This is a genomic window from Pseudomonas sp. PME37.24/025, assembly GCF_055556615.1.
On the sequence record NZ_JBVHNK010000017.1, the window covers coordinates 104,683 to 115,790 of the forward strand.

Consider the following 11,108-nt stretch of genomic DNA (forward strand, 5'->3'; position numbering starts at 1 on the left):
GGGCTCTGCCAATTGCAGGGGCCGGAGGAGGCGTGTTGAAACCATTCCAGCTCAGACCCAGCGCCTCAACCCTGAACATGTTGCGTCAAGCGTGCCTGCAACGCCGTGATGCGGTGCCGCCAACGTTAACGGAAAGAGCGCTCATTCCGGACATTCCAGATGCTCGCTACTGGCTGGACCAGGACCTGACTCCGTTCATTCGGGATGTAAGTCTGGCCAACCTTCGAGAGGCTGAGGCGCTCGCCAGCGCAGGGCTACCGAACGACACCCTGCCGCGGGCAAATTTGCTGGCCGTTTCGGGCGGCGGCGACGCCGGCACATTCGCGGGGGGCATTATTGCGGGATGGACCCAGCATGGGAGTCGACCTGTGTTCAAAGTCGTCACCGGCATTAGCGCTGGCGCCCTGGTCGCCCCGTTTGCCTACCTGGGCCCCCAGTACGACGATGTCATTGTGCGTATCTGCAATGCAGTCGGTCCAAAAGACATTTTCCATGCGCGCAATATGCTGACCCGTCTTGCCAGCGATGGTATGGCGCACAGCAAGCCACTGTCGCGGCTCATTGCGCAGCACGTCACTGCCGGGATTCTTGCGGTGATCGCATCGGAATACGCCAAGGGACGGCTTCTGATGATCGGTACAACCGACCTTGATTCAGGGCGCCCGGTCACCTGGAACATGGGCGCTATTGCCTCCAGCCAGGCACCGGGAGCGCTCGAGCTGTTTCGCAACATTATGGTCGCGTCGATGAGTATTCCCGGTGCCGTCTCACCCGTCATGATTGATGTGGATGTTAATGGCCACCCGTTTCAGGAAATGCACGTGGACGGAGGTGTCCTTACGCAGGTGTTCCTTTACCCACCCGGCACCGTAATGGCGCTGAACCAAGTGCCCGGGGCGCGTTTGCGGCGTGAACGGCATTTCTATGTCATTCGCAACGGCAAACTGGAACTGCAATGGTCCGGAACCAAGCGCCGAACCTTGAACATCGGTGGTCGAGCCATCAGCGCATTGATCCAGAATCAGGGGATCAGCGATCTGGATCGGATTTATCGAATTGCCCAGCAGGATGAGGCGGACTTCAATCTGGCGTACATCGGCGCCGACTTCCACGTTTCTCGCCTCCATAAATTCGATGGCGAGTACATGAAGCGCTTGTTCAAATACGCCTTTGAACTCAGTGCCAAAGGCTATCCGTGGCATAAATCGCCGAGTACGTGAGAGACGGTATCAGCCGATCGGCTCGGCCGTACAACTCATTTCCCCAGAGCCTGGCTTCTGGAAAAGCACCACGTTGCCGTCTTGCCAGAAGCTGTAGCTCCCTTGGTAATCCTTGCCGGTGTATTGGGTTCCCGAATCACTCGGCACTTGGTTCAGGGTGATCGAGGTGTTCGCCCATTTCAGGTACACGACACCCGGCTGCGTGTTAAAGAAAGTGGCGGCAATCAATGCGTTTAACCCTGTACACCGAAAAGCCAGGGGGCCTTCGGTGAGTCTGTCTGGATCTTTGGTTCTCGCAATTGCCGAGCCTTGGCGTAGCTGATGCGCGCGCTCGGCATAACTTCGGATCGCGCACGCCTTGGGCGCAGGCTCGGAAGCACACTGATTGCGAGCGTCGATCCAGAACTGCTGGTCGATCATGACTTTGTCTGGAGGCGGCACTGAATGATCATCCGTGAGCGCCAGGCGATAAAGACGCGTCAGTTCGATATCCATCTGCGTTAGTTGTGGATCGCGACAGATAAGCTTTTCGACGGGGGCCCTTGCCGTGGCGCAGTCGAAGCTGGTCTGCGAAGCATTGGCACAGGTGCCCGTCGCCGCGCAAACGCTGGCAGCGAGCAGACGGGTGAGCGTTTTCATGTTGGGCTGATTCATTACCTGATACCCGGATTGCTGTGGGATCTATCGATCCGTTGAACAGTCATTTGTTCGCATTGGGTGTATCGCAGTGTAAGTCAGTGCTTAAAACTTGCCGCACCAGTTCGAGTTCGAGTTCGAGTTCGAGGGAGTAGCAGTACAAAAGGAATTAGAGGTTGCATCATAAGAACTTTGTTCCAGGGCTAGTGGCCAGACGCTGAGCTAGACTCAAAGATCCAAAGCACACTGATAGCAGTGGAGGCTTTATGAAGAAATTCATCCCCCCCGGTCTGGCTACGATTGTCTCGCTATTCTGCCTTTGCGCTTCAGCCGAGACCGTAACGCCGCTCAAAGGGCAGTCCTCCGAAATGATTCAGCAGGACATCAGCTCATGCCAGGCTCAAGCCGGCAACGCAGCAAGCAGCACAACGCCTCAATCGGGTGGACGTGCCCGTGGTGCCGCTTCTGGCGCAGTAGCAGGTGCGGCGGTTGCCGGAGCGCGCGGTCGTCAGTATGACGAGGTTTATGACAAGGTAGACGACGACGTTAAACAGGAATATCGACAGAACAAGGCCAAGGATGCTGCTGTGGCAGGTGCGGTTGTAGGTGGATCCCGGCAACGTCAGGATCGTCGTCAGGATCGCCGGGCAGAACCGGCGGCTACTGCTTCCGCCTACAACAGTTGCATGCAGCAACGGGGCTACCAGATAACCCCTTGAACCTGAACAACAAAGGGTAATTGCATGAAAATCTGCATCGTCTTTGACGGGCGCGACGGTGCAGGGAAGGGCGGAACGATCAAGGCGCTCAAGCCTGCCTGACCACATAGGGGGTGCAATGCGCATTCCATTGCTTTACGCGGTGTCAGCTGTATTTTTTTTGAGCGGATCTTCCTGCCTGGCGCAGCCGAATGCGACCGCGACCGCAAACGCTGCCGATACAGCGCCCGTCACGGCGGCGGCCAAAGATGCCGTGTTTACCCAGGAACAGCTGGATCAAATGCTGGCTCCCATTGCGCTTTACCCGGACCCACTGCTGGCACAGGTGTTGATGGCCACCACGTACCCCGGGGAAATCGCCGAGGCGGTAACCTGGTCTAAAGCACATCCGGAAGCCAAGGGCGATGATGCGGTCAAACAAGTGGCAAGCCAGCCCTGGGATCCGAGCGTGCAAGCGCTGGTCGCTTTCCCGCAGGTGCTGGTAACGCTGGGGCAGGATCCCGTCTGGGTACAACGCCTGGGTGATGCCTTCCTGGCGCAGCCCGACGATGTCATGGGGGGCGTGCAACGCTTGCGTCATCAGGCGCAAGCAGCAGGCAACCTGCAGAGCAACCAATATCAAAACGTGACGGTTCAGGCTGTCGCGGCACCGGCACCGGCACCGGCAGCTTCGGCTCCGGCTCCGGCCAGCAGCACTTCCACCATCATCATTCAGCCCTCCGATCCGCAGGTGGTGTACGTCCCCAGTTATAACCCGACAACAACCTACGGCACCTGGCCCTATCCAGCGTCGCCTCCCGCTTACTATCCACCGCCGCCAGCCTATTACCCCGGTTCTGCGTTGATGGCTGGGCTGGCGTTTGGTACCGGTGTGGCGATCATCGGCTCGTTGTGGGGTGAATGTGACTGGGACAATAACGACATAGACATCGACGTCGATCGCTACAACAACATCAATCGCAACAACCAGATCAGCAATAACCAGAACAAGTGGCAGCACAACGCCGTTCACCGCGATGGCGTTCCCTATCGAGACACCAAGAGCCGCGAACAGTATGGCCGACAACTGGGCGGTGCCAATCAGCGTGAGGCTTATCGAGGGGACGATGCTCAGCGAGCCCAGTCTCGCGAAAAAGCCCGCAGCTCAATGGACAAGCACGGTATCGAACGACCTGCCACCAGCAACCGTGAAGCCCGTGATCGAGCGCGCGCAGCCCAGTCCGCAAGCTCGGCCAGCAATCGGATGCAAGCAGGTACAGACAGACCAAAGTCGTCTGACAGAAGCCAGGACACTGCCAGAAACACTCGGGAGAGTCAGCAACCCAGGAAACAGACCGCTCAGGTAAATCAGCGCGGGCAGGGCGATTCGCAAGGGCGCCAGGCTGCGCAAAAACGGCCGCCGGCCAGTACGAGTAGTGCGGGCAGTGCCCGCAACAATGCATTCGCCGGTGCGCGCTCACCGTCCCAGGCTAACGCACAGGCCAGTCGTGGCCAGGCCAGTGTGGCATCCGCCCAGCGTCCCGGTGCCTCGCGTTCAGCCGGCCATCAGATCAGTCGCCCCGCCAGTCCACCCGCGCGTCAAAGGGGGGGCCGTCGTTGAAAAACAATCCTCGATTGAAGGCTCTCATGGGCATGCTCCCTCATACCTTGGCGATAACTGCCGGCCTGGCGTGGTCGTGCATTGTTACGGCACAGCAGGCATTTCCAACGCCAGAAGAGGCCGCTCAAACGTTCGTCGAAGCACTGGGTACGCAACACGCCGATCAGGCACGCCTGACAGAACTGCTGGGTAATGAATGGCGCAGTTTCATCCCACGCGAAGGCGTGGAGCGCAAAGATGTGGATGCGTTTTTGAAGCAATACCACGAGCAACACAGCATTGAAAAAACCAGCGATCGCAAGGCGGTCCTGTCGGTCGGCCGTGACCACTGGACACTGCCTATCCCCATGATAAAAGCCGCGAACGGTTGGCGCTTCGACATCGACGCCGGTAGCGCCGAAGTCCGTGCACGTCGAATTGGCCGCAACGAACTCGCCGCGTTGCAATCAGTGCTGACTTATCATGACGTCCAGATGGACTATGCGTCAGTGGATCGCGACGGTGACGGCGCACTCACTTATGCGCAAAAAATCTTCAGCACCGCCGGCAAGCACGACGGGCTTTACTGGGCGGATGACGATAGCGGTCAGATCAGCCCGTTGGGTCCCTTGTTCGGTAAAACCATTGCCGGCGAAGACTGGCATGGTTACTACTTCCGCATCCTTGATGGCCAAGGTCCTTCGGCACCTGGCGGCGCCTATAGCTACCTCATCGGTGAAAAGATGAGCCGTGGCTTTGCACTGATCGCCTGGCCGGCGAAATACGATGACAGCGGGGTGATGAGTTTCATGATCAGTCATGAAGGACAGGTGTTCGAGAAAGACTTGGGCCCCGGTGGTGACAAGTTGGCGCAGTCGATGAAGCGCTTTGATCCAGATGACAGTTGGAAGGTGGTTACGGAGGGTCAAGAGTAGATCTACCTGCGCCTCCTCAACCTTTTTTACGCGGACGATGCACTGATGATTCGTTTGCTGTTTCGCAGCACTTGATCACCCATGGGGGAGGTGCGTACAGAAGTGGGTTATCGGTGCTGTCGCGGCCCTTTCATATCGTTCATCCATTAAAAAAAGAACCCCTTAGCCCCAGATAACATGATTTTTCACGGGATCAAGCCTTCCATATAGTCATCGCAAGCCCAATCGGAACACATTTGTGTTTCATCGATGCGAGATAAATTTATGGATGACAAGCTAAAGCCCGACCAAAGCCAGGGTGCTGGTATGGGGACACGAGTGGTTTGGGGAGGGGAGCAAGTTCAGCATCCCTACAACGCTACCCAGACTCCCATCGTCGTCAGCGCCGCCTACGGTTACCAGGACATCGATGAATGGTATGACGTGGCGTTGGGTAAAGAACCTGGTTTCATTTACAGCCGCATGAGCAACCCGACTGTCTCTGTCCTGGAACACAAACTCTGCGAGCTTGAAAGCGCAGAATCAGCTGTCGCTTTTAGTACCGGGATGGCTGCAATCAGTGGTGTGTTGCATACCTTCCTGTCCTGTGGTCAACGTGTGGTTTCTACCCGCGACAGCTACGGTGGCACAAACAAGATCTTTGAAGAGTTTCTCCCTCGCATGGGCGTCGAGGTCACGCTTTGCGATACCCTCGACACCGAGGCTATTGAGCATGAGATCGCTAAAGGCTGCAATGTTCTCTATCTGGAAACCCCGACGAACCCAACACTGAAAGTCCTGGATATTCGACGTCTCGTGGCGGCGGCGAAGCGTGTCGGGGCTTTGGTCATAGCAGACAATACGTTCGCGACGCCTTTGAATCAGAACCCCCTTGCACTCGGGGTTGATGTAGTCGTGCACAGTGCTACCAAGTTTCTATCCGGTCATGGCGATGTGCTTGGCGGTGTGGTCTGCGGCACCGAACATCTGATGTCTCAAGTTCGCCATTACCGTGAGATCAATGGGGCCTCGCTGGATCCTTTCTCGGCTTATCTCATCATCCGCGGTATCAAGACTCTTGCTTTGCGTTTGCGCCAGCAACAGGCGAGCGCGCAAGTGCTGGCCGAGTATCTCTGCACCGAGCCACTGGTGGAGTCTGTGAACTATCCGGGACTACCTCAACATCGAAGTCATGTCATTGCTCGCTCGCAGATGCGCGGATTCGGCGCAATCATCAGCTTCGTGCTGGTGGGAGGCATGGACACGGTGACCCGTTTGCTACCGCTGCTTAAGTATGCACATCGGGCGGGTAACTTAGGCGCGGTGGAAACCATCTACGGGCCGGCACGGACAACCAGCCACGTGGAAAACACCTTGGAGGAACGCGAAGCACTTGGAATTTCCGAGGGCTTGGTCAGGGTCTCCGTGGGTATTGAAGAGACGGCCGATTTATTGGCTGATCTTAAACAAGCATTCACGTTAGTTCGCAGTAAACACAATCATGCACGTCACCACGCTGATAACACCGAGCGTTTCACTGAGGTGGGAACCTGAACTCGGATAAGACTGCCGACTTCAGGGTCGGACAGTTCTTCATGAATAGTAAAAACAATAACAACTAGCGACAACTTAATTGTGCTGCCTAATAGCCAGTGACAAGGAAATTTGTCCGAACATTTCATGAGAATATAGCGATGACCACTCAAGTAAAAAATGATCAGCCCGATCCAGAATCAAACTTCAAGAAAGAAATGCAAACCCGCCACATTGTGATGTTGGCGTTGGGCGGTGTTATCGGCACGGGATTATTCCTTACTTCCGGTTACACCGTTAATCAGGCAGGGCCGCTCGGCGCAGTGATTACCTACATCATCGGTGCGGTGATGGTGTATCTGGTGATGGTCTGTCTCGGTGAGTTGGCGGTACAGATGCCGGAAACCGGATCTTTCAGTAGCTACGCAACTCGATACCTGGGCCCAGGCACGGGCTATACCGTGGCGTGGTTGTACTGGCTCACTTGGGCGGTCGCTATTGGCTCTGAGTTTACGGCTGCGGGTATCCTGATGGTTCGGTGGTTCCCTGATACACCGGTCTGGATCTGGAGCGCGCTTTTTGCCATGGCGGTCTTTTTAAGCAACGTTGCATCTGTTCGTTTGTTTGCGGAAACAGAGTTCTGGCTTTCGCTTATCAAAGTACTGACCGTTATTACTTTTATTGTCATTGGTGGTGCGGCTATTTTCGGTCTCTTCCAAGTACAGCACTTGCAGGGTGTCGGGCTCTCAAATTTTACCCGTGAAGGGCTTTTCCCGACGGGTTTCTTACCCATTGCGATGACACTTCTAGCTGTCTCTTTCGCATTTTCCGGGACTGAGCTTATCGGGATTGCCGCCGGTGAAGCGCAAGATCCTCAGACAAGCGTTCCCAAGGCAATCCGCACGACAGTAGTCCGTTTGGCGCTGTTCTTCGTGGGTACGATTTTCGTACTGGCGACCTTGCTGCCCCGCGAACAGGCGGGAATCGTTGAAAGTCCGTTCGTGATGGTGTTCGAGCTGATTGGCATCCCATACTCAGCGGACATTATGAACTTCGTCATTCTCACCGCCTTGATTTCCGCCGCTAACTCGGGGCTGTATGCAGCTTCGCGCATGCTTTGGACGTTGAGTGATCAAGGGCACATGCCCAAGCGCTACGCCAGGCTCTCGCGCCGGGGCACACCGGTTAACGCGATTGTTTTGAGTATGGCGGGTGCTGTGGCATCTCTGCTAAGCAGTGTGCTTGCCCCTGACACGGTTTACTTGGCCCTGGTGTCGATTTCGGGTCTTGCAGTCGTGGTCGTATGGATGAGCATCGCCGCGAGCCAAATCGCCTTCCGACGCCAATACGTGGCCAATGGCGGGCGAGTTGAAGATCTGCATTTCCGGGTGCGCGGCTACCCTTGGGTTCCCATTGGTGCGCTGTTGTGTTGCTTGCTGGCCTGTGTCGGTATTGCTTTTGATCCTGAGCAGAGAGTGGCGCTTTACTTCGGTCTTCCGTTTATCGCGTGGTGCTACTTTGTTTATTGGATCACTCGCAAGAAGCGGGAAGAGCGGTTGGCATTGGCGGCGGCTGTCCATCATTCCGCTGGCGCAGCGTGAATAGCTCAGGCAATGATTGAGCAGAGATAATTCCCGATGAGGTTGCGCCGATGAGTCAAAAATCACTACCGCCCCTGAATTGGCTGAGGGCATTCGAAGCGTCGGCGCGGTATTTGAACTTCACCCATGCAGCCGAGGAGCTGCACCTGACTCAAGGTGCAGTCAGCCAGCAGATCCGTCAGTTGGAGTGTCACCTCGGTGTGGCGCTATTCAAGCGCCTGCCCCGAGGGCTCGGATTGACGGAAGAAGGGCAGTCGTACCTGCCGGTAGTTCAAGACGCGATCAGTCGCCTTGCAGTGGGTACAAACGAGATTTTTGGCCAGCGCAATCGAAGGCATGTGAAGGTGCGTGGCAGCCTTTCCTTCCTTCACTATTGGTTGGCCCCTCGGCTCGCAGATTTTTGTCGAGAGTATCCGCAAATCGATATCCGATATATCAGCAACATTTGGGTGAAGGAACCGGATGGAGAGGATGACCTGGAGATTCGCTGGGGATGCGGAGAGTGGTCGGGATTGCATGCTCAGCGATTAACGTGGGACATCCTCCAGCCCGTTTGCTCGCCTGAACTTATGACCCGTTCACCGATACGTGAGCCTCGCGATTTGATGAACCATTCTTTGCTGCATGTATTGGGGTACGAGGAAGGTTGGGGTTACTGGTTGAAGCGGGTTGGTGCAGACGATGTCGATTATTCCCGTGGTCTTCAGTTCGACACACTGATTTCCACAATCCGCATGGCGGAACTGGGTCAGGGCGTTGCCTTGGCGCGGTCTTCCGTCGTGGAAGACTTGCTCAAAAGTGGGCACCTGATTGCTCCCTTCAGTCACCGAATTGAAGCCAGCGAGTCCTTTTATCTAGTGCGCGAGCAGGCCGAGGTGCTCTCGCCTGATGCCGCGACTTTTTCTACATGGTTGGTGGCTCAAGCCCACCGCCTTTTGTAATTCGGAGTCATCCATGTATTACGTAAGCACACGCGGCGGTGAAGTGCGGGCGGACTTTCACAGTGTGGTTCTGTCGGGGCTTGCCGAAGATGGCGGTCTCTATGTCCCGGCAAGTTTGCCTGTCTTCACTGAGGCGCAGATTACCAGTTGGTCGTGGTTACCATTCGATGAGCTGGTCTGGCGAGTAGTCTCGCCCTACGTTGGCTCTTCCATGGACGAAAGCACTTTGCGTGCCTTGCTCAGCGACAGCTATCGGAACTTTAATCACCGCGCTATTACCCCGCTTGAGCAGATTGGCCATAACGAGTGGATACTTCAGCTGTTTCATGGCCCGACCCATTCTTCCAAAGATTTCGCTGCGCAACTGCAATCGCGTTTGGTGGAGCATTTCCTGGGTGAGGTTGGTGGCGAGGCGCTGATCGTCGGTGCGACCAATGGTGATACCGGGCTGGCTGCGATTGAGGCATTCGCTAACTGCCCGGGCACTCGCATGGCGATTATGTATCCGCGCCATGGGGTACCGGCTGAACAACTCTCTGCCCTGCAAGCGGCAGACCCTGAGCGGGTTCAGCTTTTCCCGGTAGACGGTAATTTCGACGACTGCCAGACGTTGGTCTCCCGGCTCTTGCGTGATTGGCCGTTAGAAGGGGTAATACCGGTCTGTTTCAACTCCACCAATTGGGTTGGTGTTCTCGCACAGATCGTTTTTTATTTCCACGCGGCCTTGCAGCTGGGCGGGGGGACACGTCCTGTAGGCTTCAGCGTTCCAGCGGCCAGCTCTGCTGAGATCTACGCCGGCTACCTTGCCCAGAAAATGGGATTACCCATCAACCAGGTGATCATTTCTACGAACAGTAATGATGCACTTCACCAGTTCATTCATCGCAATCGCTATTCGACCCGAGTGAGTAACCGTACGTTATCTCCCGCGATGGATTTCTCTCTTTTCTCCAACCTGGAACGGTTCATCTGGGAGCTGTATGGGCACGATGGGGGCTCAGTGAAGGCGCTGATGGAGCATTTTGAGGACTGCGGCGAGTTAAGCATTGGCAACCAGCAGTGGCTCCGGGCCCGAGTTCTATTCGATTCCTATGCGGTAGACGAATCACAGGTTCGCGACGAAGTCGTCAAGTTGTTCCGTGAAACCGGGTCTGCAATCGATCCACATACCGCTGTCGGTGTGCTGGCTGGCCGAATTCATCGACGCAGCCTGGGGGCTCCGATGGTGACCTTTGGGCAAATTGCTCCGGCCAAGTCTGCGGCCCTATTGTCCGAATTAGGTGTCTGGCGGGGAGAGGTGCCAACGACTGCCGACATTTCTGCTCAGCCACCGTACTTGGCTAAAGGCGATCTGGAGGGCCTGTGCCAAGCCCTCTTGTTGGCGCAGCAGAGGCACGTATGAAGCGCATTCTGGATCCGCTGGATGAGCGCATCCTCGCCGAACTCACTGCAAATGCTCGAATCGCCCATGTTGAGCTGGGCGCCAAGATCAACTTGTCTCGCAATGCTGTGCGGCAGCGCATTGAGCGTCTTGAGCGAGACGGCGCCATCCAGGGTTATACGGTACGCCTCGGTGATTCCCGACGGCCTTCATCGCTGATCAGTGCCGTGATCTTTGTCTACCGCTACGACCGCATGCGTGGGGAAGAGGTACTTGCCGCGCTGCGCTCGCTCCCTGAGGTGGTTCAGTGTGAAGTCTTGAGTGGTGAGTTTGATCTGATGCTTCGAGTCAATGCAGCGTCCCCCGAACGCGTCCACCTCGTCTGGAAGGAAATCTCGGCGATGCCTGGGGTGGAAAACACCGTCACCTCATTCGTCCTTTCTGCAGTGTTCTGAACACAAAAAAAGGGGCTTTCTGCCCAATGCCGGTAAGTTAAGACGCAGAACTTGTGGGAGCGTGGCTTGCCCGCGAAGAACGATGACGCGTAGTACCTGAAAAACCGCGGTGCATTCTTCGCGGGCAAG

The 11,108-nt window shown here is 56.2% G+C and carries 10 protein-coding genes and 1 pseudogene; 10 read left to right on the forward strand and 1 reads right to left on the reverse strand.

Translation table 11 applies throughout. The features are described 5' to 3' along the window. The first annotated feature begins 35 nt into the window (after positions 1 to 35). Positions 36 to 1,220: a patatin-like phospholipase family protein gene (locus ACZ3HH_RS26410; protein WP_465809098.1), complete on the forward strand. Its 1,185-nt coding sequence runs from the start codon at positions 36 to 38 to the stop codon at positions 1,218 to 1,220. A gap of 9 nt (positions 1,221 to 1,229) precedes the next feature. Here the strand turns inward: ACZ3HH_RS26410 and ACZ3HH_RS26415 are convergent, their stop codons facing one another. Next, positions 1,230 to 1,874 (reverse strand): MliC family protein, encoded by a 645-nt coding sequence (locus ACZ3HH_RS26415; RefSeq protein ID WP_465809077.1) that lies wholly within the window; start codon positions 1,872 to 1,874, stop codon positions 1,230 to 1,232. 248 nt (positions 1,875 to 2,122) lie between these two features. On the opposite strand from ACZ3HH_RS26415, the gene ACZ3HH_RS26420 reads away from it, so the two are divergent. From ACZ3HH_RS26420 to ACZ3HH_RS26460, 9 genes and pseudogenes are all read left to right on the forward strand, one after another. Next, positions 2,123 to 2,575: a hypothetical protein gene (locus ACZ3HH_RS26420; protein ID WP_465809079.1), complete on the forward strand. Its 453-nt coding sequence runs from the start codon at positions 2,123 to 2,125 to the stop codon at positions 2,573 to 2,575. Between the two features lie 24 nt (positions 2,576 to 2,599). Then, positions 2,600 to 2,665 (forward strand): annotated as a pseudogene (locus ACZ3HH_RS26425) (hypothetical protein); the annotation flags it as partial. Positions 2,666 to 2,693: 28 nt separating this feature from the next. Further along, complete coding sequence (locus ACZ3HH_RS26430; RefSeq protein WP_465809081.1) at positions 2,694 to 4,175, forward strand: DUF3300 domain-containing protein; 1,482 nt, start codon at positions 2,694 to 2,696, stop codon at positions 4,173 to 4,175. 26 nt (positions 4,176 to 4,201) lie between these two features. Beyond that, positions 4,202 to 5,089 carry a DUF2950 domain-containing protein gene (locus tag ACZ3HH_RS26435; protein WP_465809083.1) on the forward strand — a complete coding sequence of 296 codons (888 nt, stop codon included), beginning with the start codon at positions 4,202 to 4,204 and terminating at the stop codon, positions 5,087 to 5,089. 264 nt (positions 5,090 to 5,353) lie between these two features. Continuing rightward, positions 5,354 to 6,622 carry a cystathionine gamma-synthase family protein gene (locus ACZ3HH_RS26440; RefSeq protein WP_465809085.1) on the forward strand — a complete coding sequence of 423 codons (1,269 nt, stop codon included), beginning with the start codon at positions 5,354 to 5,356 and terminating at the stop codon, positions 6,620 to 6,622. A gap of 140 nt (positions 6,623 to 6,762) precedes the next feature. Then, positions 6,763 to 8,202 carry an amino acid permease gene (locus ACZ3HH_RS26445; protein WP_465809087.1) on the forward strand — a complete coding sequence of 480 codons (1,440 nt, stop codon included), beginning with the start codon at positions 6,763 to 6,765 and terminating at the stop codon, positions 8,200 to 8,202. Between the two features lie 50 nt (positions 8,203 to 8,252). After that, entirely contained in the window at positions 8,253 to 9,143 is an 891-nt protein-coding gene (locus tag ACZ3HH_RS26450; RefSeq protein WP_465809089.1) for a LysR substrate-binding domain-containing protein, read from the forward strand. Between the two features lie 13 nt (positions 9,144 to 9,156). Continuing rightward, entirely contained in the window at positions 9,157 to 10,545 is a 1,389-nt protein-coding gene (thrC, locus tag ACZ3HH_RS26455) for a threonine synthase (RefSeq protein ID WP_465809091.1), read from the forward strand. Beyond that, entirely contained in the window at positions 10,542 to 10,979 is a 438-nt protein-coding gene (locus ACZ3HH_RS26460; protein WP_258622293.1) for an Lrp/AsnC family transcriptional regulator, read from the forward strand. Before thrC ends, ACZ3HH_RS26460 begins: the two co-directional genes overlap by 4 nt. The last annotated feature ends 129 nt before the right edge of the window (positions 10,980 to 11,108 follow it).

What these genes read in the sequence shown, in the direction of transcription:
- ACZ3HH_RS26430 (WP_465809081.1), top strand. Translation starts at nt 2,694, where the DNA reads ATGCGCATTCCATTGCTTTACGCGGTGTCAGCTGTATTTTTTTTGAGC.
- ACZ3HH_RS26440 (WP_465809085.1), top strand. Translation starts at nt 5,354, where the DNA reads ATGGATGACAAGCTAAAGCCCGACCAAAGCCAGGGTGCTGGTATGGGG.
- ACZ3HH_RS26450 (WP_465809089.1), top strand. Translation starts at nt 8,253, where the DNA reads ATGAGTCAAAAATCACTACCGCCCCTGAATTGGCTGAGGGCATTCGAA.
- thrC (WP_465809091.1), top strand. Translation starts at nt 9,157, where the DNA reads ATGTATTACGTAAGCACACGCGGCGGTGAAGTGCGGGCGGACTTTCAC.
- ACZ3HH_RS26445 (WP_465809087.1), top strand. Translation starts at nt 6,763, where the DNA reads ATGACCACTCAAGTAAAAAATGATCAGCCCGATCCAGAATCAAACTTC.
- ACZ3HH_RS26435 (WP_465809083.1), top strand. Translation starts at nt 4,202, where the DNA reads ATGGGCATGCTCCCTCATACCTTGGCGATAACTGCCGGCCTGGCGTGG.
- ACZ3HH_RS26460 (WP_258622293.1), top strand. Translation starts at nt 10,542, where the DNA reads ATGAAGCGCATTCTGGATCCGCTGGATGAGCGCATCCTCGCCGAACTC.
- ACZ3HH_RS26420 (WP_465809079.1), top strand. Translation starts at nt 2,123, where the DNA reads ATGAAGAAATTCATCCCCCCCGGTCTGGCTACGATTGTCTCGCTATTC.
- ACZ3HH_RS26415 (WP_465809077.1), bottom strand. Translation starts at nt 1,874, where the DNA reads ATGAATCAGCCCAACATGAAAACGCTCACCCGTCTGCTCGCTGCCAGC.